21 protein-coding genes are annotated in these 23,288 nt (G+C 62.7%); 12 read left to right on the top strand and 9 right to left on the bottom strand.

Going from position 1 to position 23,288, the window contains the following annotated elements; genetic code table 11:
- Positions 1-53 precede the first annotated feature (53 nt).
- Positions 54-737: a L,D-transpeptidase gene (locus tag DMY87_RS03035; protein WP_110789790.1), complete on the top strand. Its 684-nt coding sequence runs from the start codon at positions 54-56 to the stop codon at positions 735-737.
- 146 nt (positions 738-883) lie between these two features.
- Positions 884-1,543 (top strand): outer membrane protein, encoded by a 660-nt coding sequence (locus tag DMY87_RS03040; RefSeq protein ID WP_110789791.1) that lies wholly within the window; start codon positions 884-886, stop codon positions 1,541-1,543.
- A 13-nt stretch (positions 1,544-1,556) separates the two neighbouring features.
- On the opposite strand, the gene DMY87_RS03045 is transcribed toward DMY87_RS03040, so the two are convergent.
- From DMY87_RS03045 to DMY87_RS03070, 5 genes are all read right to left on the bottom strand, one after another.
- Positions 1,557-2,030, bottom strand: a complete 474-nt coding sequence (locus DMY87_RS03045; protein ID WP_110789792.1) for a hypothetical protein — start codon at positions 2,028-2,030, stop codon at positions 1,557-1,559.
- A gap of 65 nt (positions 2,031-2,095) precedes the next feature.
- A complete protein-coding gene (gene glcF / locus DMY87_RS03050) occupies positions 2,096-3,421 on the bottom strand; it encodes a glycolate oxidase subunit GlcF (protein ID WP_110789793.1) in 1,326 nt (441 codons plus the stop codon).
- A gap of 50 nt (positions 3,422-3,471) precedes the next feature.
- Entirely contained in the window at positions 3,472-3,852 is a 381-nt protein-coding gene (locus DMY87_RS03055; RefSeq protein ID WP_110789794.1) for a DUF4870 family protein, read from the bottom strand.
- Between the two features lie 12 nt (positions 3,853-3,864).
- A complete protein-coding gene (locus DMY87_RS03060; protein WP_110789795.1) occupies positions 3,865-5,058 on the bottom strand; it encodes an FAD-binding protein in 1,194 nt (397 codons plus the stop codon).
- 289 nt (positions 5,059-5,347) lie between these two features.
- Positions 5,348-6,781, bottom strand: coding sequence for an FAD-linked oxidase C-terminal domain-containing protein (locus DMY87_RS03070; RefSeq protein WP_110789797.1), 1,434 nt, complete (start codon positions 6,779-6,781; stop codon positions 5,348-5,350).
- A 137-nt stretch (positions 6,782-6,918) separates the two neighbouring features.
- Between DMY87_RS03070 and DMY87_RS03075 the strand changes: the two genes are divergently transcribed.
- Together DMY87_RS03075 and DMY87_RS03080 are read left to right on the top strand one after the other, a co-directional pair.
- Positions 6,919-7,815 carry a LysR family transcriptional regulator gene (locus DMY87_RS03075; protein ID WP_110789798.1) on the top strand — a complete coding sequence of 299 codons (897 nt, stop codon included), beginning with the start codon at positions 6,919-6,921 and terminating at the stop codon, positions 7,813-7,815.
- A 2-nt stretch (positions 7,816-7,817) separates the two neighbouring features.
- A complete protein-coding gene (locus DMY87_RS03080) occupies positions 7,818-8,432 on the top strand; it encodes a hypothetical protein (protein WP_110789799.1) in 615 nt (204 codons plus the stop codon).
- Here DMY87_RS03080 and DMY87_RS03085 read toward each other — a convergent pair.
- Positions 8,421-9,836: a DUF6880 family protein gene (locus DMY87_RS03085; RefSeq protein ID WP_110789800.1), complete on the bottom strand. Its 1,416-nt coding sequence runs from the start codon at positions 9,834-9,836 to the stop codon at positions 8,421-8,423. The two genes, DMY87_RS03080 and DMY87_RS03085, sit on opposite strands and share 12 nt — an antisense overlap.
- Positions 9,837-9,902: 66 nt before the next feature.
- Complete coding sequence (locus DMY87_RS03090) at positions 9,903-11,174, bottom strand: DUF3422 family protein (RefSeq protein ID WP_110789801.1); 1,272 nt, start codon at positions 11,172-11,174, stop codon at positions 9,903-9,905.
- 181 nt (positions 11,175-11,355) lie between these two features.
- Between DMY87_RS03090 and DMY87_RS03095 the strand changes: the two genes are divergently transcribed.
- The 8 genes from DMY87_RS03095 to DMY87_RS03130 all read left to right on the top strand — a co-directional run bounded on the left by DMY87_RS03095 (position 11,356) and on the right by DMY87_RS03130 (position 20,162).
- Positions 11,356-12,189 (top strand): FadR/GntR family transcriptional regulator, encoded by an 834-nt coding sequence (locus DMY87_RS03095; protein WP_110789802.1) that lies wholly within the window; start codon positions 11,356-11,358, stop codon positions 12,187-12,189.
- A 229-nt stretch (positions 12,190-12,418) separates the two neighbouring features.
- A complete protein-coding gene (locus DMY87_RS03100) occupies positions 12,419-13,756 on the top strand; it encodes a glycosyltransferase family 4 protein (protein ID WP_110789803.1) in 1,338 nt (445 codons plus the stop codon).
- Entirely contained in the window at positions 13,753-14,502 is a 750-nt protein-coding gene (locus tag DMY87_RS03105; RefSeq protein ID WP_110789804.1) for an HAD-IIB family hydrolase, read from the top strand. Before DMY87_RS03100 ends, DMY87_RS03105 begins: the two co-directional genes overlap by 4 nt.
- 184 nt (positions 14,503-14,686) lie before the next feature.
- On the top strand, positions 14,687-15,199 hold the full coding sequence (locus DMY87_RS03110) for an NUDIX hydrolase (RefSeq protein ID WP_183041899.1): 513 nt from the start codon (positions 14,687-14,689) through the stop codon (positions 15,197-15,199).
- Between the two features lie 168 nt (positions 15,200-15,367).
- Positions 15,368-16,873 (top strand): inorganic phosphate transporter, encoded by a 1,506-nt coding sequence (locus DMY87_RS03115; protein ID WP_110789805.1) that lies wholly within the window; start codon positions 15,368-15,370, stop codon positions 16,871-16,873.
- A gap of 19 nt (positions 16,874-16,892) precedes the next feature.
- Positions 16,893-17,630 (top strand): 16S rRNA (uracil(1498)-N(3))-methyltransferase, encoded by a 738-nt coding sequence (locus DMY87_RS03120; RefSeq protein WP_110789806.1) that lies wholly within the window; start codon positions 16,893-16,895, stop codon positions 17,628-17,630.
- Between the two features lie 142 nt (positions 17,631-17,772).
- Positions 17,773-19,146 (top strand): glutamate--cysteine ligase, encoded by a 1,374-nt coding sequence (locus DMY87_RS03125; protein WP_110789807.1) that lies wholly within the window; start codon positions 17,773-17,775, stop codon positions 19,144-19,146.
- A 119-nt stretch (positions 19,147-19,265) separates the two neighbouring features.
- The gene (locus tag DMY87_RS03130) at positions 19,266-20,162 is read left to right on the top strand and encodes a DUF937 domain-containing protein (protein ID WP_110789808.1); all 897 of its coding nucleotides are present in this window, start codon (positions 19,266-19,268) and stop codon (positions 20,160-20,162) included.
- A 78-nt stretch (positions 20,163-20,240) separates the two neighbouring features.
- Here the strand turns inward: DMY87_RS03130 and DMY87_RS03135 are convergent, their stop codons facing one another.
- Entirely contained in the window at positions 20,241-22,736 is a 2,496-nt protein-coding gene (locus DMY87_RS03135; RefSeq protein WP_110789809.1) for a methyl-accepting chemotaxis protein, read from the bottom strand.
- A gap of 209 nt (positions 22,737-22,945) precedes the next feature.
- Positions 22,946-23,245, bottom strand: coding sequence for a YjiS-like domain-containing protein (locus DMY87_RS03140; protein WP_110790355.1), 300 nt, complete (start codon positions 23,243-23,245; stop codon positions 22,946-22,948).
- Positions 23,246-23,288: the final 43 nt, after the last annotated feature.

Here is a 23,288-nt window from a genome sequence, read left to right on the forward strand (position 1 = left end):
ATTAGAAAAGGAAGCGGATAGGCTCCAACCCCAGTATTTCCAGGGGACAAACCATGCCTGATTCCATCACGACCCGCGTTGCCGCGACCTTGATCGCGGCGACTTTCCTTCTTCCCGTGCCTGCAAACGCGATCAGCCTCAACCGTGTCCAGACGAGCACGGATGTCACTTTGGTGGCCCAGCCGAAGCAGGTCGCCGAGAAGTTCAAGCGCAAGGTCGTCCGGCTGACGACCGACGAGAAGCCCGGCACGATCATCATCGATACCAACAACAAGTTCCTCTACTTCGTCGAAGGCAACAACCGCGCGACCCGTTATGGCGTCGGCGTGGGTCGCGACGGCTTCGGCTGGTCGGGCGTTGTGAAGATCGGCCGCAAGTCGGAATGGCCGGAATGGCGCCCGCCGGCGGAAATGCGCCGCCGCGAAGCCGCCAAGGGCCATATGCTGCCCGTCGTGCAGGAAGGCGGCCCGGACAATCCGCTCGGCGCGCGCGCGATGTATCTCTACAAGGGTGGCCGCGACACGATCTTCCGTATCCACGGCACCAACCAGCCCTGGACGATCGGCCTCAACATGTCGTCCGGCTGCATCCGCATGATGAACAAGGATGTCGAGCATCTCTACGAGCGTGCCGATATCGGCGCCAAGGTGATCGTGGTCGGCCCCGGCAACAAGCAGGGCGATGTTTCCTTCGACGACAAGGGCATCGACATCCTGCGCACGATCTTCGGCGGCTGAGATCAAGCCCAGGATCCGAGAAATGTTGCGACCGCGCCACAGGCGCGGTCGTTTTGCTGTCATCTTCCTGTCGCCTCGGCGAGGCAGGCTTCGGTCCAGGGCGTGGCCGATCAACCTCGCCAGCCATCATTGCCGGGGACTTCTTGATGACATCGCGCATTTCCTCGCTGGCCTTCGCCGGCGCCCTTCTGACCGCCCTCACATCCACCGCCCATGCCGAGATGGCGATTTCGGTCTATAGCGGCTTCCAGACTGCGCCGCACAGCGACGTGCATGTGTCGGATGGTCCGGATATCCGCACCGGCTGGGAAGGGCGCTCCTTCGACACCCCACCCTATTACGGTGTCCGCGGCACCTGGTGGATGGACGGGATGGGCAAGCCCAATCTGGGTCTGGCCGTCGATTTCAGCCATGCCAAGGTCTATGCCGACGACGCCACGCTTGCCGCGTCCGGCTGGTCACATTTCGAATTTTCCGACGGGCTCAACCTTCTGACGCTGAACGCGCTTTATCGCATGCCGATCGAGGGCACCAAGTTCGTGCCTTATGTCGGCGCGGGTGCGGGTGTGAACATTCCGCATGTGGAAGTCACGCGCGGGTCGGGCAGGACCTTCGAATACCAGCTCGGCGGTGCGACCCTGCAGGCGCAGGCAGGCGTGGCCTACGAGTTCACCAAAAACTGGTCAGCCTTCCTGGAATACAAGGGCAACTATTCCTGGGTCGATGTCGACATCGATTCCGGTGCGACGCTGAAGACGAAGATCCTGACCAATGCGGTCAACCTGGGTGTGAGCTACAAGTTCTGAGCACCGACGCGGCTCAGCCCTTGATCGCGCAGAAGATCGGGGCTTCGTGGTCGAGGAGAATGTCGCCCTCGACCCGGCTTCCGGGGACGAGGTGTTGCACCGCCAGATGATAGGTGCCTTCGTAGCGCGGATCCTTGTCCGTCTCGCGACTGGTCACGATCGACATCGTGACGCGGTAGACCGGCGATTTCGGCGGCGAGAAGGCCTGCATGCTGAAGCGGAGATCATGTCCATCCGTCCAATGCTGGCGCAGCATGTCGGAATTCAATTCGAAACGGCGGAATTCCGGCGGCACGACATTGTCCCTGACGCCGGCGATGCCGCGGAAATGGATGAGTTGCTGCTCATCCTTCTTGCTGAAGCCCGTTTCCAGCGAGGCGCTGACGACCGCATCGGAGGCGGCGCAATAGATGCGTTCGGCAGCCATGCCGGGCAGCGCCCACGAACAGAGCACAAGCAAGGCGATCGGCAGACGTTTGTTTCCCATGGCAGCCTCCCCGGACGAACCATCCTGGGACAGATATAACAGTTTTCGCTTAACAATTCACTCAGTCACCGGTGCTCTCGGCCCGCCACGCGGCTTTTCAGCGCCTTGGGGCACGGGCCACCATAGGCCCAATTGAGCAGTTCCACCGTGTGCACCACCGGAATACCGGTGGCCGAGCCGATCTGGGTCATGCAGCCGATATTGCCGGCGGCAATGACGTCCGGCTTGATCTTCTCGATATTCTTGACCTTGCGGGCCTTCAGCCGTGCCGAAATCTCCGGCTGCATGATGTTGTAGGTTCCGGCCGAACCGCAGCAGAGATGGCCCTCCGGCGGATCTTTGACCGTGAAGCCCGCCGATTTCAGCAGCAGCTTCGGCGCCATGGTGACCTTCTGGCCATGCTGCAAAGAGCAGGCCGAGTGATAGGCGACGGCGAGGCCCTTCGTCTCCGCAATTGGCAGGTCAAGCGTCGAGAGATATTCGGTGACATCCTTGGCGAGCGCCGAGACGCGTGCCGCCTTTTCCGCATAGGCCGGGTCCAGGCGCAGCATATGACCGTAGTCCTTGATCGTCGTGCCGCAGCCCGAGGTCGTGACGATGATGGCGTCGAGGCCGCCATCTTCGATGGCGCGGGTCCAGACATCGACATTGCGGCGGGCGCTGTCCAGCGCCTGTTCTTCGCGGCCCATGTGATGGACGAGCGCACCGCAGCAGCCCTCCCCCTGGGGAACCACGACTTCGATGCCGAGTCGGGTCAGCAGTGAGATCGCGGCCTCGTTGATGCCGGGGTCGAGCACCGGCTGGGCGCAACCAGTGAGGATGGCGACACGGCCACGTCGGGTTGCGGCTGCGGCATGGGTTGCGGGCCTGGCGAAGTCGGACCGTGGCGCGACCGTCGAAGGCGCGAGGCGCAGCATGGCCGCCACCGGCTTTAACGGCTTCACCTTGTCGAAGAGGCCGGCGAAAGGACGCCCCAGAGCCGCGAGTTTGAGGGCCAGCCGGAAACGGCCAGGATAAGGCAGCACCATGGCCAGCATGTTGCGGGTCAGCCGGTTCATCAACGGGCGGCGATAGGTCTTTTCGATGTGGATGCGCGCATGGTCGACCAGATGCATGTAGTCGACACCCGAGGGACAGGTCGTGGTGCAGGCCAGGCAGGAGAGACAGCGGTCGATATGGGTAACCACCTGCTCGTCGGCCGGACGGCCGTTCTCCAGCATGTCCTTGATCAGATAGATGCGACCGCGCGGGCTGTCGAGCTCGTTGCCGAGCGTCACATAGGTCGGACAGGTGGCCGTGCAGAAGCCGCAATGCACACATTTGCGCAGGATGCTTTCGGCCTCCGCGACATGGGGATCGGCGAGCTGATCGGCGGTGAAATTGGTCTGCACGCATGTCCTCCCGGGGGAGCGACGCGAACCGCCGCTCCGATCATGTCAGTTCAAATCCACCAGCTGGTGGGACGGGCGATCGGTTCGCCGGCCGAGGCTTTCTGCAGGCCGATGACGCAGCGAACAACGATCCAGATGGCGACCGCAAAGACCAGGACGAAACCGATTGCCAGCAGCATCAGGATCGAGGCGATCAGTGCGTAGAGAAGGCCGATCCAGAAGGTCCTGATGGCATAGGTGTAGTGTGTGTCGACCCAGGCCGGGCCCTTGCCGCGGTTCACATAGGCCATGATCAGCCCGACGATGCCGGTGAGGCCGACGACGAAGCTGACGAGATAGAGGACATAGACCAGCTGGGCATTCACGCGGCCGGGCGAAAACCAGCCTTCGCCACCCGATGTCGCCGGTGGCTGATAATTCGGATCAGTCATGACAAAACTCCTTCACGTCATCAGACCAGGATTGAAGATCCCGTGCGGATCGAGTTTTGCCCTGATACGGGCGGAAAGCAACGCGACGGCCGGCACCTGAGGCTCGAAGGCTGCGACTTCGGCGCGGATCTGCGGTGCTGCCCTGACAAGGGTCGCATGGCCGCCGCCGAGTGTGCGGATGCCATGGCGAAGCACTTCGGCCTCTGGGTCCGCTTCCATGCGCATCCAGACGAGCCCGCCCTGCCAATCGTAATAGGCATCGATGCCGGCGCGGAGCCTGAGGCCGGCGACCAGCTTCCAGGCTTCGGACGGTGCCATGGAGACACGCCAGAGCGGGCGTGTCGTGCCATCGGCATAGGGCATGACATCGCGGATTTCGGCCCAGAGCGCTTGCGTGTCGTCCGCATCAAGGCGGCTGACCGGACCGATACCGTCCATCGCCGCCATCAGCTTTTCGGCGCGCACCGCAACAGAGGCTTCAAGGCCCTCGATGCGCATGACGGTTGCTGAACCGTCCGGGAGCTTGCCGCCGATGAAGCGAGCCCGCACGCTTTCCGGCAGGTGGGCGGCACCGGAGACCTCGACGGAGAGCGAGAGGGCGGCGGCGAGGGCCTTCATCGCCTGCTCGTCTTCCAGCCCTGAGACAACGATGGTGGCAGCCGTCTTCGGTACGGGAAGGACCTTGAAGGTGACCTCTGTGAGGAAGCCGAGCGTGCCATGCGAGCCGGCGAGCAGCTTGACGAGGTCGAGCCCGGTGACATTCTTCATCACCTTGCCGCCGGCCTTCACGACATCGCCTGCCCCGTTGACGAAACGGAGGCCGAGCAGATGGTCGCGGGCAGCGCCCGCCGTGAACCGGCGCGGGCCCGAACTGTTGACGGCAAAGAGACCGCCGATGGTGGGCGTGCCGGACGTGCCCATGGCACCGCGATGATCCATGGGTTCGAAGGCCATGCCTTGGCCGTTTGCCGCAAGAGCCGCCTCAATCTCGGCGACCGGCGTCCCGGCGCGGGCCGTCATGACCATTTCGGCGGGATTGTATTCGGTGATGCCTGTGAGTGCCTTCGAGGACAGGATCGCGTCTGCGGCAACGGCGTTGCCGAAACCCGCACGGCTTCCACCACCACGGATGTGGAGCGGGGTTTTGCTGGCAGCGTGCTCCCGGATGAGCGCGGCGGCTTCGGTTTCAGTTGCGGGGGTCAGCATGGGGTGGCTTTCGCGTTTACGGCGGCTTGCGGATGCATTGGCGCAAGCTCGCCCCCCTCTGCCCTGCCGGGCATCTCCCCCACGAGGGGGGAGAGTGGATCGGGCTGCCGCTCGGTCGTTCGGATACGATCCGACACAGGCTCACGAGAGGGCGCGAAACGGCGAGAGGCTTCAGCGGGCGAATGCTTGCCGAGCGCAGGGCGCTGGCGGGTTCCCACTCTCCCCCCTTGTGGGGGAGATGTCCGGCAGGACAGAGGGGGGTAACCCAAGGAGAAAAATGACATTGCCATCATGCCCTCCCCCCCAGCGGAAAGACCTTGGAGGGGTTGAGGATCCAGTCCGCATCGAAGGCCGAGCGCACGGCCATCTGCTGGTCGAGATCGACCTGGGTGAACTGGTGCAACATCAGGTCGCGCTTCTCGATGCCGACCCCATGTTCGCCGGTGAGGCAGCCGCCCGCATCCACGCAGAGCTTGAGGATCTCCATGCCGGCGGCTTCGGCTTTCGCTGCGTCTTCCGGGTCGTTGATGTTGTAGAGGATCAAAGGATGCATATTGCCGTCGCCGGCGTGGAAGACATTGGCGACGCGCAACCCGTAGCGGTCGATGATCTCGGAGGTCTTGCGCAGGACGTAGGCCAGCTGGCTGAGCGGCACGGTGCCATCCATGCAGATGTAGTCGGCGATACGGCCGGTGGCGCCGAAGGCGGATTTGCGGCCTTTCCAGATGAGAGCGGCTTCCGTGGCCGACTGGCTTTCGCGCACGGTCTTGACACCATGACGTTTGGCGATCTCGACGATGGCAGCGAGCATGGCGTCCATCTCGGCCTCGGAGCCCTCGACTTCGACGATGAGCAGCGCCTCCACGTCCAGCGGATAACCGGCCTTGGCAAAGGCCTCGCAGATCTCGATCGCCGGCTTGTCCATGAACTCGATGGCAACCGGAATGATGCCGGCGCCGATGACATCAGCCACACAGGAGCCGGCAGCCTCGGCACTGTCGAAACCAAAAAGCACGGGGCGGGCGCCCTCCGGCTTGGCGAGCAGGCGGACGGTGGCTTCCGTGACGATGCCGAGCTGGCCCTCGGAGCCGCAAACGAGGCCAAGCAGGTCCAGCCCGTCTGCGTCCAGATGCTTGCCGCCGAGATCGATGATGGTACCGTCGACGAGGACCATTTTCACGCCGAGCAGATTGTTGGTGGTGACCCCGTATTTCAGACAGTGGGCGCCGCCGGAATTCATGGCGATGTTGCCGCCGATGGTGCAGGCGAGCTGCGAGCTCGGGTCGGGGGCGTAGAAATAGCCGTCGGCGCCGACGGCCTCCGAAATGGAAAGGTTGGTGACGCCGGCCTGGACGGTCGCGCAGCGATTGGCGTAATCGACCTCGATGATGCGGGTCATGGCGGAGAGGCCGAGCACGACGGCATCTTCCTGCGGGATGGCGCCACCCGACAGCGAGGTGCCGGCGCCGCGCGGGACGACGGGAATGCCGTAGCGGTGGCAGTATTTCATCACGGCCGCGACCTGCGCGGTGGTTTCCGGCAGAACGACGGCGAGCGGGCGGCGGCGATAGGCGATGAAGCCGTCGGTCTCAAAGGGAACGAGTGCGGTCTCTTCGGCAACGAGGCGGCCTGGCGGCACCAGCTCCTTCAGGTCGGCCAGGATCTCGGCACGACGCGACAGGACCCCGGGCCTTGGTGGCAAAAAGGCGATGGCCTCGCTCATGACTGTGTCCTCCCCGTTTGCGGTGATCCTAGCCGTTTGGGACTCGTCACTCAACTGGTCCAATTTTCTTACCACTAGGACTTTTGCAGGGCAAATGCTATGCACTTATGTCTATTTTGGAAAAAGTGGCGCGCCCCATGGCCAATCTCGGTGATCTCGAAGTCTTTGTGCGGGTGATCGCGGCCGGCAGCATGTCGACGGCGGCCCGCGATCTGGGGCTTTCGCCTGCGGTCGTCTCCAAGCGCATCAAGCGGCTGGAGGACAAGCTCGGCACGCGGCTTTTGCAGCGTACGACGCGACAGATCTCGCTGACCGAGGCGGGCCAGGGATTTCACGAGCGAGTGCTGACCGTGCTCGGGGGGCTGGAAGAGGCGGAAGCCTTCGCCTCTGGCCGCTCGTCGGAGGTCAACGGCACGCTGAAGATATCGGCCTCGACCTCCTTCGGGCGCATGCATGTGGCGCCGCATCTCAAACCCTTCATGGACAAGCACCCGGATCTCGCGATCCATCTGGTGCTCTCGGACGAATTCACCGACATCGTGGGCGGCGGCTTCGACCTGGCGATCCGCATTGCCGAACTCAACGATTCCTCGCTCGTGGCGCGCAAGCTTGCACCGGTGCGTCGCGTCCTGTGTGCGGCTCCGTCCTATCTCGCCGACCACGGGACGCCGGAAACGCTCGATGACCTCAGGAAGCACCGCTGCCTGCCGGCGCATAACCATGAATCCTGGCGCCTGGAGGGGCCGAACGGACCTGTCGTTCTACGCCCCGAGGGCATGCTGATCACCAATTCCAGCGAAGTGATCCGCGAGGCCGTGATCGCCGGTCTCGGCATTGCCCTGCGCTCGACCTGGGATATCGGCGCGGAGCTGAAGAGCGGCAAGCTCGTGCAGGTGCTGCCGCAGTATGAAAGCTCGCGCAATGTGGCACTGTCCGCCGTCTATCCGAGCCGTCAGTTTTTGCCGGCCAAGGTGCGGCTGTTCATCGACTATCTGGCGGAGCTTTACGGGCCGGTGCCCTATTGGGAACGTTAGGTATGGCCCACGAAATAAACTCCGCAACTTCTGAGGTTTCTCTGAACATATATGACGCGATAGGCACCTCAACCGTGAGGGGCTTTCGGCAGTCGTCAGCAAAACTGCTGTTTCACCTTGCTCTCTATCTCTCGTTCATAGGCGGGAGCATATGGCTGACATGGGAATTCTATGTCACTAACGATGCCAGATTTCTGGTCGTTCTTGCTTGCTTGGCTTTCTTTGCCGTCGCCCTCGGCGCGACCATACATAGAATTCTTGTGTTGAGCGGAGACGTGGTGATCCTCTCCCCAGAGGGCTTCCACGACCTGCGTTTGACGGCGAAGCTTGTACCTTGGAACCTCATCGAGGACGTCTCGGATTGGCGCTTGCGCGGCAAGTCTGCCTCTACAATCATTTTAAAGCTTCATGGCGATGCAGAAGACAGCCTCCCACTAACCCTTTATGGTCGATTGATGCGCCCCTATGAAAGGCTACTCGGGATCCGGGGCATCGCTGTGCATACCTGGACCCTCGACATCTCCCACGTCAGGCTCTTGCGGCTCGTCCACGCTTACGTGGCAGCGGCGAAAAAGTCAGATAGCGCGCTTAACAATCCCACACACTCAACCGCCTGAGAGCCCACCCGGTACCGAACTCCAGAAGCCGTATTTCTTCGAGTGATTGCGCCGCAGCTCCGCGAGGAAGGCGGCATGAGTCGAAAGGCCGTGGCCTTCGGGCAGGTTCGGCATGAGGCGGGCCAGTTCGCCGACATAGCGGCCAGCGTGAGGATAGGCCATGCCGATGCCACGCCGCAGGATATCCTCGACCAGCACACGGTAGAGCACGACGGCCGCCAACGGCTCTTTCGCGAACAGCGCTTCGGCGGCAGGGGCGAGGTCGTCGTAGTGGCGACCTTCCCAATCGTGGCTGTGGCGCAGCACATGGGCGGCGGCGAGATCGAGGCGCGGCCAGGCGAGGAAGAAGTCGAGCGCGAGATAGATATCCGCGTGCTCTTTCGCGAGCGCCAGGGCCCGGTCGAGTTCGTCGAATTCGGCGAAGTCGTCGAGTTTCGACAGGTAGAGCTTGAGGACGGCTGGATCGAGAGTTTCGCCGAATTCCCGCCAGCGCAGTTCCTGGGCATCCTCACGGCGCTTCAGCCTTTCCAGGATCTCGGCTTCCAGCAGACGGCGTTCATGGGCGCCGTAATCGGGGCCGACGGAGGCGAGCACGCCGTTGACCGGGATGAGGCGCACGCCGCGCGGGCGCTCCCGCACCCATTCCAGCGCATCCTCGAAGCGACCGGCCTGATGCAGCAAATCGGCGACGGCCAGCGTATCGCGGCGATTGTCTGGCTTCTGTCGCTCCAGCGCCAGGAAGTCGTCAATGTCGCCCTGATGCAGAGCGAGCGATTGCAGGAGATCGAGGGCGCCGAGCTTGAGAGGTTCGGAGGGCAAGAGTTCGGCCAAGGCCTTGCGCCAGGCACTCGCCGCCGGTGACGAGATGATGCCGGTCAGGGCGCGCAGGAAACCGGTGTGTTCGCCGTAGCGATCGCGCAGCCGCAGCCGTTCCAGATGCGGCACCAACAGGGCCTGCTCCTCGGCGCCGACGGTCTTGATGAGCTCGATGGCCGCGAGTTCCGTATCCTCGAAGACTTTCCAGAGACGGGCATTGTCGGTTGCCATCCGGGCAGAGAGCGGGAAACGCAGGCCCAGGAAACGCAGGATGCGTTCGGCTGCGGCCTGGGGATCCACGGCGCCCAGTTCGGAAAGGATGTTGCGGGCCAGGGCGGCAAATTCGCCGGCCAGATCACGCGCACGTGCCCGGTTGATGCGGGTCGTCGCCTGGTCGATCTGGTCAAGGCGCCTGTCGATCAGGCGGGCCATCTCGTCCGGGCCTGTCTCACCGGCGAGCGCCGTCTGCAACCTCGCCTTCAGCGCCTTGTTGGCAGCGGCCTCTTCCAGCAGGATGTCGACCAGTTTCTCGAGCCCGAGCCCGGACAGGCCCTTCTTATCGAGTTTCGCCTTGGTCTGCTTTGCCATTCTGCCTGTTACCTGCCGCTGTCAGCGATCTTATATCGACCGGCACGGCGGGTCAGCAAGGGCTGATCAACCTTCCCGCACGTGGCTGCGGCGGATCCGCCGCACCACCCACCAGACGCCGAGAACGGCGAGTGGCACCGACAGACCCGTGATGATCGCGGGATCGACCGGCAGAAGATCGTGCGGAATCGCCTTGGCGGCGTAACCGACGAGACCCACAACATAGTAGGAAATGGCGGCAACCGAGAGGCCTTCGACGGTCTGCTGCAGGCGAAGCTGCATTTCGGCGCGGCTGTTCATGGCGGCGAGCAGGTCTGAATTCTGGCGCTCCATCTCGACATCGATCCAGGAGCGGACGAGGCCGGTCGCCCGCGACAGCTTGCGCGACAGGTTGGCCTGACGTTCCTCGATGGACTGGCACGTGCGCATGGCGGGTGCCAGACGGCGTTCCAGGAAGGAGCCCAGCGTTTCATGGCCCGGAACCGGCGTCTCGTCGAGCGTCTTCACGCGTTCGCGCACGATGCCGTCATAGGCGCGACTGGCGCCGAAACGGTAGAGGCTCAGTGCCGCATTGGCTTCGAGTTCGGCGGCAAGGCGTGTGATCTCGGCCAGCATGGCATCGGCCTCTTCCCGGGCATGGGCTTTCATGCGCTGAGTGACCGCTGTCAGGCCATCCTCGATACGGCGGATCTCCGGCGACAGCGTCTGGGCGAGCGGCAGGCCGAGCATGGCCATGGTGCGATAGGTCTCGATATCGAGCAGGCGCTGGACGACGGCACCCCGGCCGGCCTCGGTCATGCCACGATCGATGACAAGGATCTGGGTGAGGCCATTGCCGTCCTGGCGGAAGTCGGTGAGCACGGCTGCCTGACCATTCTTCAACTCGCTGTAGCAGAGGCTCGCCGGATCGAAGGCGTTGCGGGCCTCCGCACTTTCCGGGCCGTCCGGGCGCAGCTCAAGACGAATGCCCGAGATCAGGGGTCCGGGCGCAATAAAGCCATCGCCGAAGGGATGGATCGGCACTTCGCCGCCAAAAGTATCCGGCAGCGGACCGTCCCAGAACCAGGTCGAAAATTCTGTGTGGCGCTCCCAGCGCAGCGTACCCTGCCCCCATGGCAGCGCCTGGTAACGGGCCTGCTTGTCCGGCAGCGGCGCGCCGCGAGCCCGCGACATTTCGGCAATGGCCGCGTGATGAACCGCAGAACCGCCATCCATCATGAAGGCCAGCTGGAAGATGACACGGCTGGATTTCACCAGGGCATAGGGACGCGCGTGGATCTCACCGAGCGCCAATGCCCGCTCCGGCGCCATCGGAAATGCGAAATCACCCTTTGCCACGTTCACCTGTCTCCCTTGCCCTTCGTCAAACTAGCAGCGCGGTCGCATCGGAGCAAAGGCGCAATCGTCACAGGGCATAATCGCTCCGCAGTTTTTATCGTCAGACTGCGGCATCAGAACTGGCCAAATTATTTGACCAATCTGCGCGGCAGTTGGTAAGTCTGGCGCCAAGGAGATCCATGTGAGCGACAGCGACGAGACACTCTTTTCCGGCGTGCCCCACAGCCGGACAGCGGACGAGGTGGTGCAGCAGATCGAACTGCTGATCCTCGACGGCGTGCTGCGCGACGGTGACCGTTTGCCGGGCGAACGGGATCTGGCGCAGTCACTCGACGTGTCCCGGCCGATCCTGCGTGAAGCGCTGAAGGAGTTGGAGACGCGCGGGCTGCTGGTCAGCCATCACGGTGGCGGCACCTTCGTTGCCGACATCATCGGACAGGTTTTCTCCAAGCCGGTGACGGAACTGATCTCGCGGCATGCGCGGGCGACGCGAGACTATCTGGAGTATCGCCGCGAACTGGAGGGCCTGACCGCAGAACTCGCGGCGCAGCGCGCGACGGAGACCGACAAGGCGCTTCTGGCGCGGATCATCGACGACATGCGGCGCGCCCATGCCGACGCCGAGCCGGAGGCCGAACTTGCGGCCGATGTCGAGTTCCACAATGCGGTCGGCGAAGCGGCCCACAACATCATCCTGCTCCATACGATGCGGGCCTGTTATCGCCTGCTGTCGGAAGGCATCCTGTTCAATCGCAAGGCCGTTTTCTCGCTGCCGAGTGCCCGGGAGCGGCTGCTCGAGCAACATGTGGCCATCCAGGAGGCGATCCTGGCGGGTAATCCCACAGCCGCCAAGCAAGCGGCCCAGGCCCATATCGATTTCGTCATGCAGGCAGCAGCCGAAAGCGCGCGCTCCGATGAATGGGCCCGGGTCTCGAAACTGAGGCTGATCCGCCGCGAGGGCACCCAGCCGGCGACACGGGCAACGCGGTCGTCGCGGGACCCGGCTTCCGACTGAAGTCATGGGCGCGTCCGGTCGTCCGAAAGCGCCGACATTCACGACCATCCGACCACCGTTGGGGATGGCCAGCCCCCGCGTGGCGCTGGCATGACCATGCGACCGGTCGCGTCGATTTGCGACAAATTACACCATTTCGGGAATTTTTATCCCTTAAGATGGAACAAAATTCGACTTTTCATGTTATCTTCCCGCTTCATACGAATGAATTTTCCAGAACGGGGGACCCATGGCACCGACATCGGACGCATTGGAGACACCGCGCATCGCGCTCATCTCCACACATGGATACGTTGCCGCACAGCCGCCGCTGGGGGCCGCCGACACCGGCGGACAGGTGGTCTATGTGCTGGAGCTTGCAAAGAAACTCGCCCAGCTCGGCCACAAGGTGGACATCTATACCCGACGTTTCGAGGACCAGCCTGAGATCGACGAGGTGGACGAGACGGTGCGGGTGATCCGCATTCCCTGCGGCGGTCGCGACTTCATTCCGAAGGAATATCTGCACCGGCATCTCGGCGAATGGAACGAGAAGGCGCTGCGCTTCATCAAGCGCGAGGGATTGAAATACCTGTTCATCAACAGCCACTACTGGGATGCCGGAGTTGCCGGGCAGCGGTTGTCTGAAGCGCTGGGCGTGCCGCATATCCACACACCGCATTCGCTCGGTCTGTGGAAGAAACGGCAGATGGAGACGGACTACCCCGAACGGGCGGACAGGTTCGAGCAGGAATTCAACTTCAAGGAACGCATCCAGCACGAACTGATCATCTATCGCAGCTGCCAGCTGGTGATCGCGACGACGCCGATCCAACTCGACATGCTGACGGAGGATTACGGCTTGCCGCGCAACCGGGTCCATATGATCCCGCCGGGCTATGACGATAACCGCTTCTATCCCGTTTCGGAATCCTCGCGGCAGATGGTGCGGCAGCGGTTCGGATTCCAGGGCAAGACGGTTCTCGCGCTCGGAAGGCTTGCCACCAACAAGGGCTACGACCTGCTGATCGACGGTTTCGCCGTTCTGGCCGAGCGGGTGCCGGAAGCGCGGCTTCGTCTGGCGCTGGGCGGTGAAAATCTCGATGTGCAGGAGGAGCGCATTCTCGCGCAGTTAAAGCAGCAGGTGGCCGACCTTTCCCTCACCGACAAGGTGGAATTCACCGGCTTTGTTGCCGACGAGGACCTCTCCGACATGTATCGGGCGGCCGATCTTTTCGTTCTTTCAAGTCGCTACGAACCCTTCGGCATGACCGCGATCGAGGCCATGGCGAGCGGCACACCGACCATCGTCACCATCCATGGCGGGCTGTTCAGGGCCATCAGCTATGGGCGGCATGCACTCTTCGCCGATCCTTTCGACAGGTACGATCTCGGCATCACCATGATGAAACCGCTGAAACATCCCCGCCTCTACGGTCGCCTGTCGCGGATGGGTGCCCACAAGGCCCGCAGCCTGTTCACCTGGACCGGCATCGCACAACAGCTCGTGGCTCTTGTCGAAGGGCGTCCGGTGGCGCAAGCTCTGGAGGAAAGCGACTGGGCAGAACCATGGAACGACGGGGATTGAAACCGATCCGACTGTTTTCGTCCGATCTGGACGGGACACTTGCGGGAAACCGCGAGGGTACGGCTGAGTTTGCGCGGCTCTGGAAGGCCCTTCCCGACGGCGAACGGCCATTGCTAGTCTACAACAGCGGGCGACTGATCGAGGACATGCTGGACTTCACGTCCGAGCAGGGCCTGCCTGCAGCCGACATCATGATTGGTGGCGTCGGCACCATGGTCCATTCGCAAACCCATCCGCACCTGACCGCGGCCTATCGTGAGCAGATTGCCGAGGGGTTCGACGCCGACCTGATCGAGGCCGAACTCGTCATGCTCGAACGGCTGACGCGGCAACCGGCGCATTACCAGCACGACTACAAATCGAGCTGGTATATGCATGATGCGACGGCGGAGGAGATCGCGGAGCTGGAGCGCATGCTGGCAAGCTCCGGGCACCGGGCGCGGGTCGTCTATTCCAGCGCCCGTGATCTGGATGTGTTGCCGGAGATTGCCGACAAGGGTCAGGCGCTCGCCTGGCTTTGCCGCGAACTGGGCGTCAGCCTGGACGCGGTGGTGGTGGCGGGCGATACCGGAAACGACCGCGCCATGTTTGAGCTGGACGGTGTCCGTGGCATCCTGCCCGGCAATGCCCTGCCCGAACTCGCCAGCCTGGCGCAGGCGAAGAGCGGCATGATTGCAACCCAAGGCGAGGCAGCCTGGGGGGTCATCGAAGGGCTGAGGGCATTTGACGTGTTTGCGTCATCATGAGTCCCTAGAATGTCGGGGAAAGGCGAGGTCCGGGGACCGGATGTCGCATTGAAATGGAACCGACGTGCTAACACCTGATAGGCAGCCATAACCAAGCTGTGCAAAGCGCCGCAAATCGATGCGGATTGCCGTGCTTCATTAGTATTTTGTCGTATTCTCATCTACGAATCGAGGTGAACGTTCATTGGGTATCATCGGCCGCATCACATCCAACCTCAAGCTCATGCTGCAGCGTCCGCCGCGGCAGCAATTTGCCGCGATCTGCCATCGCCGCAAGAAGAAGACGGGCGAACTGGAGGTTCTCGTGATCACCAGCCGGGATACGGGCCGGTGGGTCATCCCGAAGGGCTGGCATATGCCGGGCAAACAGCCGCATGCCATTGCCGAGCGCGAGGCCTATGAAGAGGCGGGCATCAAGGGCAAGGCGACCTCCGAGCCTTTCGGCTACTACACCTACATGAAACGCATGCGCGGCGGCCACAAGGTGCTGACGCGGGTGCAGGTCCATGCGCTGGACGTGAAGAGCCTTCTCAAGGAGTTTCCGGAAAAGGGGACGAGACGGCTCGAATGGGTGAGCTGCGAAGAGGCGGCGAAGCGGGTGGACGAGCCCGAACTGAAGACACTGTTCCTCGCTTTCGGCAAGCAGGCGGCCATTTCTCCGGATGCATCCGGCAAGATCACGGCAAACGTCGCCTGAACGCACCTGCAACAATACTGTCATATTGAATGTCCGCCCCTTTGCCGCTAGGCGTTCGGGATCGAAGCGAAGCGGGAACCGATTTGGCCACCGCTTTCGTTTCACATCATTCTGACACCATGCCACCTACGAGGAACCGGAAGGGAACCTCTTCCGGAAAGCATCGCCATGGGTAAGACGACGCCAAAGCTCGTAAAGCCGACACTTGACAAGGATCTGGAGAAAATCGCCCAGGTCGAGGAAGCCTCGCAGCATGTTTCGCGCGGCCTGGCTCCCTACGGGCTCTCCCTGATATTCCTGATCCTGGCGGCCACCATGGCAGCGGGGGCCGCCATGGACCGCCCCGGCGTGACCATCATCATGGCGGCAGCGGCACTCGCCGCTTATATGGCCATGAACATCGGCGCCAATGATGTGACCAACAATGTCGGTCCAGCAGTCGGTGCCCGCGTGATCAGCATGGGCGCAGCGCTTGCGATGGCGGTGGTCTTCGAGATCGCCGGAGCGATGATCGCGGGCAATCAGGTCGTCGCAACGATTTCACAAGGCATCATTTCCTCCTCGGCGGCCCCGACCGCCAGCATCTATGTCTGGGCGATGATGGCAGCCCTGCTCTCGGCCGGTCTCTGGGTCAATTTCGCCACCTGGATCAACGCCCCTGTTTCGACCACCCATTCCATCGTGGGGGGTGTGCTGGGCGCGGGCGTGGCGGCCGTCGGGCTCGGTTCGCTGAACTGGGGCATCGTTGCCGGGATCACCGCGAGCTGGGTGGTTTCACCGATTCTCGGTGGTGCAATTGCCGCCCTGGTGCTGGCCTTCATCAAGGAATTCATCATCTATCGCGACGACAAGATCGCCTCGGCACGACGCTGGGTTCCGGTTCTGGTCGCCGTCATGACGGCAACCTTCGTCACCTATCTCAGCCTGGAGGGCCTGAACCAGATCACGCCGATCTCGTTGCCGAACGCTCTTGCGATCGGTGCCGTCGTCGGGATTGTCGCGTGGTTCGTCGTCACGCCGCTGGTCCATCGGCAGGCCGAAGGGCTGGAAAACCGCAATCAGTCGCTGCGCAAGCTGTTCCGCCTGCCGCTGATCTTCGCTGCAGCACTCCTGTCCTTTGCGCATGGTGCCAACGACGTGGCAAATGCCATCGGCCCGCTGACCGGGATCGTCGAGGCGACCCGTGCGAACGGCAGTGTCGCCAGTGGCGACCCGCAGCTCTGGGTCGTTCTGATCGGCGCACTCGGGATCTCGCTCGGCATCCTGCTCTTCGGGCCAAGGCTGATCCGCATCGTCGGCCAGGAGATCACCAAGCTCAACCCGATGCGGGCCTATTGCGTGTCGCTGTCGACGGCAACGACGGTCATCCTCGCATCGGCGCTCGGCCTTCCCGTCAGTTCGACACATATCGCGGTCGGTGCCGTCTTCGGCGTCGGCTTCTTTCGCGAATGGTATACCCGCAACTCGAAACGCCGCGTGGAATACATGCGGGCCAAGGCCGAGCGGTGGGATGTGGAGCCGAAGCCAGAACGCAATCCGGAAGAGGTGCGCCGGCGCTATCTGGTTCGCCGCTCGCATTTCATGACGATCGTCGCGGCCTGGGTGATCACGGTTCCCGCCTCTGCCGGGCTTGCAGCCGCGCTTTATTGGGTTATGTCTCTCACCGTTCTTTGATCGCGGAGACAAGACTTCCATGCGTGCCAATTACCGGATGCAGCGGCTCTATGTGACCGCCGACCTCATCTTGAACCAGGGCTTTGAGGCAACGGCGGAGCAGTTCAACTATCTCGCCAATGTGCTTCGCTTCGAGGAGGGGGCCGAACTGCTCGTCTTCAATGGTCGGCATGGCGAATGGAGAGCCAAGGTCCATTTCCCGTCGCGTAAGAAGATCCTGATCACGCCTGCCGAGGAAACCCGCCCGCAGCCTGAGGATTGCGACCTGCATTTCCTCTTTGCGCCTCTCAAGGTCGGGCGCATGGACTATCTCATCCAGAAGGCCGTGGAGATGGGCGCCGGCATCCTGCAGCCGGTGATGACCCAGCATGTGCAGGGCAAGATCGGCAGCATCGAACGGCTGCAGGCCAATGCTGTCGAAGCGTCGGAACAATGCGGCATCCTTGCCATTCCGAGGGTCGCCGAACCGGTGAAGCTGCGGGATCTTCTGGATGGGTGGCCGGCGAACCGGCGTATCATCTATTGCGACGAGGACAGCGCCACGCAAAATCCCCTTCCCGCCCTCTCCCGCATCGAAGAAACATCGCTCGCGCTGCTGGTCGGCCCCGAGGGTGGCTTCTCGGACGACGAGCGCACGCTTCTGCGCTTGCTGCCCTTCGTCACGGCCATTCCGCTCGGACCGCGCATCCTGAGGGCCGATACCGCAGCCGTTGCCGCGATGGCGGTCGTCCAGGCGGCCATTGGCGACTGGCGCTAGCCTTCCCTGCCCCCTTATCCTTGTTCCAGTTTTTTGAGTCGTGCTTGAGAGAATTTCACTTGCACGGCATATGAATCCGGTTCAATCAGCCTGTCGAACGGGCTCCCTTGCCCAGCGACGACGCCTCAAAAAGGTAGCTTTCATGGCCCGTGACACCACCGACCAGACGCCCCTCGGAACTCTCGACGACATGGCGGCCTATATGGACGCCGGTTCCAAGCCGAAGGAGCAGTTCCGGATCGGGACGGAGCACGAGAAATTTGCCTTCTTCAGAGCGGACAACAGTCCCGTCCCGTATTTCGGCGAGGCCAGCATTTCGGCCCTTTTGAAGGGCATGCAGGGAAAGCTCGGCTGGGAGCCGATCATGGACGGCGAGAACATCATCGGTCTCGGCGAACAGCATGGCATGGGCGCGATCTCGATCGAGCCGGGCGGACAGTTCGAGCTGTCGGGGGCGCCGGTCGAGACGCTGCACCAGACGTGTAAGGAATCCAACCAGCATCTGGCCGTCCTGCGCGAAATTGCGGAGCCTTTGGGCATCCGCTTCCTCGGTCTTGGCGGCAGCCCGAAATGGACGCTGGCGGAGACGCCGCGCATGCCGAAGTCGCGTTACGACATCATGACCCGCTACATGCCAAAGGTCGGCACCAAGGGTCTCGACATGATGTACCGCACCTGCACGATCCAGGTGAACCTCGACTTCTCGTCGGAAGCCGACATGCGGCAGAAGATGCGGGTGTCGATGAAGCTGCAGTCGCTCGCGACCGCGCTGTTCGCCTCCTCGCCGTTTACCGAGGGCAAGCCGAACGGGCTTCTCTCCTGGCGTGGCGACATCTGGCGCGACACCGACAACCAGCGCGCCGGCGTGCTGCCCTTCACCTTCTCCAAGGATTTCTCCTTCGGTGACTATGTGAACTGGGCCATCGATGCGCCGATGTATTTCGTCGTGCGCGACGGCCGTTACCACGACTGTACCCACGTTACCTTCCGCCAGTTCATGAATGGCGCGTTGAAGGGCGAGATCACCGACTGGGAACCGCAGCTCGGCGACTGGACGAACCATCTGTCCACGCTCTTCCCGGATGTCCGGCTGAAACGCTTCCTCGAGATGCGGGGCGCCGATGGCGGCCCCTGGCGCCGGATCTGTGCGCTTCCTGCCTTCTGGGTCGGTCTTCTCTATGACGATGCCTCCCTCGCAGCCGCCGATGCAGCGACCGCCGACTGGACAGTCGAGGACGTGATCGCCATGCGCGACAGCGTTCCGGTCCAGGGCCTGAAAGCCAGCGTTGCCGGCCGCCCACTGCTGGACGTGGCGCGCGAGATGGTTGGAATCTCCCGTCAGGGCCTGAAAGCCCGCGCGCGGCTGAACGGCGACGGGCAGGACGAGAGCATTTTCCTCAACACCCTCGACGAGGTGCTCGCCAAGGGCACAACCCTCGCGGACGACCTTCTCGGCCTCTATCACGGGCGCTGGAACGGCTCGGTGGAACCGGTCTTCGAAGAATACCAGTACTGATACTTGGCATCGCGATGCAGGCAAGCGACCCTGGGCAAAACCGTAGAAACCGGTTTGCGCAGGGTTTTTTCAGTCTATAGTGCACCGAACATCCGCACGCATTTCGGGAGAAGACGTCCATGCTGCCATTGTTCGACATGATGCTCCAGGCTCAGAACGGCAACGCGATGGACGCCATGGCGCGTCAGTTCGGGCTGGCGCAGGAACAGGCGGCAAAGGCGATCGCCGCCCTCACGCCCGCCTTTGCCTCGGGCTTCAAGCGCAACACGGCAAACCCTTACGACTTCTCCGCCCTGCTTTCGGCGATGAGTTCCGGCAACTATGCCAAATATTTCGAGGACATGAATTCGGCCTTCACACCCCAGGGCATTGCCGATGGCAACCAGGTGCTGCAGCAGTTGTTCGGCTCGAAGGAAGTGTCCCGGGCGATTGCGGCACAGGCGGCGCAGCTGACCGGCATCGGCCAGGACATCCTCAAGCAGATGATGCCTGTCATGGCCGATACGATGATGGGCGGGCTGTTCAAGCAGGCGACCGGGCAATTTGCCGGTGCCAATGCGTTCGCCACGTCGCCGATGGCCACCATCATGCAGCAGTGGCTGGAAAGCACCGGCCTGCAGCCCAAGCCCCAGCCGCAGACGGCCTCTGTCTTCGACAATCCCTTCACCCGCGCCTTCCAGGACATGATGGGCGGGCAGAAGAAGCCGGAGCCGCAGGCCCCGGCCAATCCTTTCTTCGCAAACCCGTTCGCCAAGGCATTCCAGGACATGGCTGCGGCCTATACCGGCCAGAGCGCCGCCCAGCCGGAAGCGCCGAAGCCGGAGGCTGCGAAGGCGCCTGAGAAGGAGGCTCAGGAAGGCTTTTCTGCCATGATCAACACCATGTTCGACAGCGGGCTCGAGGTCCAGAAGAGCTACCAGAAAAGCATGGAGCAGATCTTCGAAACCTATCTGACGGCGTCGAAGGGCGAAGCCCCGAATTCAGACGAACCGCCGGAACCCAAAGACAAGGCCTGAGACAGGCTGCCCTGCCCCACACCAAACGAAAACGGCGCGGTTTCCCGCGCCGCTTTCGTTTGAAACAGTTGTCGCTCCTCAGAATTCTTCCCAATCGGAATTGGACTTGGTGTCCTTGGCCTGGTTGAGCTTGGCGCCAAGGCCGATCGAAATCTTGTCCATCAACGACCGGGCCGGTGAGGCGACCGAACGGCTGCCGGCTTCAGCGGCGGCAACGCGCGGTTTGGCCGGAGGACGGACCGGTGCTGCGGGAGCTGGCGGTTGGCCTGCACTGCCGGCCGGCGTCTTGCGGCCGAAGCCGGTGTCGCGCTGATCGGCGAAACGGTTCTGGATCGTTGCGGATCCCGCCTCGACGGTGAACTGGCCGACCAGATCCGACAGCATTTCGGCATCGCGCGTGAGACCTGCCATCTCGGCATTGGTCTGCTCGGCGGCGCGAGCATTGTGTTGCGTCACATCTTCCATGCGGCCAACGGCGGCGTTGATTTCGTTGAGGCTCGCCGACTGCTGCTTGGACGTGGATGCGATCGAGTGGATGTGGTCGCCGATCTGGACGACCTGCCCGGCGATCGAGGAGAGGACCGTGCCGGTCTGGCGCACGAGACCGACGCCGTTCGAGACTTCCTCGCCGGACTTGGTGATGAGGGCCTTGATGTCCTTGGCCGCCGTTGCCGAGCGCTGGGCGAGTTCGCGGACTTCCTGGGCGACGACCGCGAAGCCCTTGCCGGCTTCGCCCGCGCGGGCAGCCTCGACGCCGGCATTCAAGGCCAGGAGGTTGGTCTGGAAGGCGATTTCGTCGATCACGTTGATGATCTTGGAGATTTCGCTGGATGCGTTCTCGATGCGTTGCATGGCATCGACCGCACCGCCGACGATCTCGCCGGAGCGATCCGAATTGGCGCGGGCCTCGAGCGCCAGGCGCGAGGCGTTCTCCGCCCGTTCGGACGAATGGCGGATGGCATCCATGATCTGGCGGATGGCGGCCGAGGTTTCGACCAGGGCTGCGGCCTGCTGTTCGGTGCGATGGCTGAGATCGGCCGTCGAGGAACTGACGGCACTGCTCTTGCGGTTGATCTCCGCGACATTGCCGTGAACGGCCGAGACGGTGCCGGACAGCCGTTCCAAGGAGGCGTTGAAATCGAGGCGCAGACGGTCGAGGTTGCCCGTCAGCGGCTTGTGGATGGTGGCCGTGAGGTCGCCATTGGCCAGACGCTGCAGCGCAGTCCCCAGCACATCGATCGCCTCGGTCAGTTCCGCCTGAGCGGCCGCGCGCTCGGCTTCGCGGGCGTGACGTTCGTTTTCAGTTGCCGTCCGGCGGCTTTCGTTCTCGCTCTCAAGCTCGCGCTTGTCGATCTCGGCCTGGCGGAAGACGGCAACAGAGCGGACCATGTCGCCGATCTCGTCCGAGCGCTCGAGGCCCTTGAGTTCGATATTCGTGTCGCCATCGGCGAGACGGCCCATGGAGCCGACGAGTTCGGAAATGGGACGGGTGAGCGTCCGGGAGAACAGAAGGCCAATCAATGAACCGGCCAGAACCAGAATGGCGCCGAAACCAATCGACTTCATCCCGGCGGACACGAGCTCCGCCCAGACCTCTTCCTCACCGATCAGTGCAATCACCGACCAGCTGACATCGCCGAACTGGAGCGGGACGACCGCCGCATAGCTGTTGATGCCGCGATAACCCTCGATCGTGCCGGTGGCATCCTGGGCAGTTTGCGCCGCCGCCATCAGGGGCGAGGTGATGCTCACCTTCAGCGTGTCGTCTCCAGGGGTGCGGGTGCTGTCGGAGACCAGCAGTCCGGCCTTGTCGACCATGAGCGTTTCGCCCGTCTTGCCAAGACCGCGTGTGTTCGAGAAGATCGCGTTGATCTGATCATTCGGGAGCTGATAGGCGAGAACGCCGAGCTTGCGGTCGTTCATGATGATGGGAACGGCGACGAAGGCTGCGGGCGCGCCTGCCGACGGGGCGTAGGATTCGAAGTCCGAATTGGCAAAAACCTCGGGGTCATCGCTCTGAATGACCTTCTGGAACACCTTGGCTAGGCCGGTATCCTTGTAGGGACCCGTCAACAGGTTGGTGCCGAAATCGGTTTCCTTCATGACCGTATAGACGATGTTGCCTTCGGCATCGATCAGGAAGATGTCGTAGTAGCCCTGTGCCTGCTTGTGCTTGAGGAACGTGGTGTGACCCTGGCGGTGGGCACGGTCGTAATTGTCCTTCTTCGCGCTTTCGAGCTTGAATTTCTCCCCGACCGGATTGGGATTCTCGTCGATGTAACGTCGATGCAGCTCGGTTGCGGGATCATCGCCGAGTTTGCTCCAGGCGCCGGTAATGCCGAAGAGAGCCTGCTGCGTCATCATGTTGGACGCCGTCTGCTGCGCATCGAGCCTGATTCCGTCGAGGAAGCGACGGGTTTCGTTCCGACGACCGTCCGCCGTTGCCTCAAGCTTCTGGAAAACCTGCTGGTCGAGAATGCGGCTCTGCTGGACCAGACCGATCGCAACGGATGCGCTCAGGATGACCAGGGCAAATAGGGTCGCAGCGACGGGCAATTTTGTCGAAATGCGCATGCAGGATCTCCACGAGAATTAACGCGCTCAAGCCAATTCATGGCTGACACATGGCCGTTAGCAAGTGGTTACTCCCGGCTCGTTTCCTTTCGCATTTCACAGCAGATTCGGTTATTTTAGCGTTTACAAAAAAGCCCGGTCCGGATTTTATCCGGGACCGGGCAAAGGGCAGGGCTATTGGCTGTCACCCTGCGGGGATTGGAATGGTCTCACTCGGCCTTTCGGCCGCGCAGCGCCTGTTCGGAACGGCGCTTGGCGAGCCGTGTCAACTGCTGCGAAGGATCGTCAGCCAGACCAGCCTCTTTCAGCACCTGGGCGACGTCGGACCGGCTGAGGCCGACGTCGTTCAGCAGGCGATCATCGAGATCGGCGAGGTTGTTGGCAGCAAGACGATTGCGAAGCGACGTCCAGCGGGTCCGGATCCAGACGAGCGCATGGCCCAGATGCGCGGTGCGCGGCGGCTGGGAGATTGCGAGGTCGAGGTCGAGAATCCGTTCGGTCGTGCGCATGGCTTTCATCCTTTCGACAGGCACGAGGAGACAGGCCCCGGTC

The organism is Peteryoungia wuzhouensis (assembly GCF_003205195.1).
Lineage (GTDB): Bacteria > Pseudomonadota > Alphaproteobacteria > Rhizobiales > Rhizobiaceae > Allorhizobium > Allorhizobium wuzhouense.

Coding starts and splice junctions, on each gene's coding strand:
- DMY87_RS03035 (WP_110789790.1), top strand. CDS start 54: ATGCCTGATTCCATCACGACCCGCGTTGCCGCGACCTTGATCGCGGCG.
- DMY87_RS03040 (WP_110789791.1), top strand. CDS start 884: ATGACATCGCGCATTTCCTCGCTGGCCTTCGCCGGCGCCCTTCTGACC.
- DMY87_RS03045 (WP_110789792.1), bottom strand. CDS start 2,030: ATGGGAAACAAACGTCTGCCGATCGCCTTGCTTGTGCTCTGTTCGTGG.
- DMY87_RS03055 (WP_110789794.1), bottom strand. CDS start 3,852: ATGACTGATCCGAATTATCAGCCACCGGCGACATCGGGTGGCGAAGGC.
- DMY87_RS03060 (WP_110789795.1), bottom strand. CDS start 5,058: ATGCTGACCCCCGCAACTGAAACCGAAGCCGCCGCGCTCATCCGGGAG.
- DMY87_RS03070 (WP_110789797.1), bottom strand. CDS start 6,781: ATGAGCGAGGCCATCGCCTTTTTGCCACCAAGGCCCGGGGTCCTGTCG.
- DMY87_RS03075 (WP_110789798.1), top strand. CDS start 6,919: ATGGCCAATCTCGGTGATCTCGAAGTCTTTGTGCGGGTGATCGCGGCC.
- DMY87_RS03080 (WP_110789799.1), top strand. CDS start 7,818: ATGGCCCACGAAATAAACTCCGCAACTTCTGAGGTTTCTCTGAACATA.
- DMY87_RS03085 (WP_110789800.1), bottom strand. CDS start 9,836: ATGGCAAAGCAGACCAAGGCGAAACTCGATAAGAAGGGCCTGTCCGGG.
- DMY87_RS03100 (WP_110789803.1), top strand. CDS start 12,419: ATGGCACCGACATCGGACGCATTGGAGACACCGCGCATCGCGCTCATC.
- DMY87_RS03115 (WP_110789805.1), top strand. CDS start 15,368: ATGGGTAAGACGACGCCAAAGCTCGTAAAGCCGACACTTGACAAGGAT.
- DMY87_RS03120 (WP_110789806.1), top strand. CDS start 16,893: ATGCGTGCCAATTACCGGATGCAGCGGCTCTATGTGACCGCCGACCTC.
- DMY87_RS03125 (WP_110789807.1), top strand. CDS start 17,773: ATGGCCCGTGACACCACCGACCAGACGCCCCTCGGAACTCTCGACGAC.
- DMY87_RS03130 (WP_110789808.1), top strand. CDS start 19,266: ATGCTGCCATTGTTCGACATGATGCTCCAGGCTCAGAACGGCAACGCG.
- DMY87_RS03135 (WP_110789809.1), bottom strand. CDS start 22,736: ATGCGCATTTCGACAAAATTGCCCGTCGCTGCGACCCTATTTGCCCTG.
- DMY87_RS03140 (WP_110790355.1), bottom strand. CDS start 23,245: ATGCGCACGACCGAACGGATTCTCGACCTCGACCTCGCAATCTCCCAG.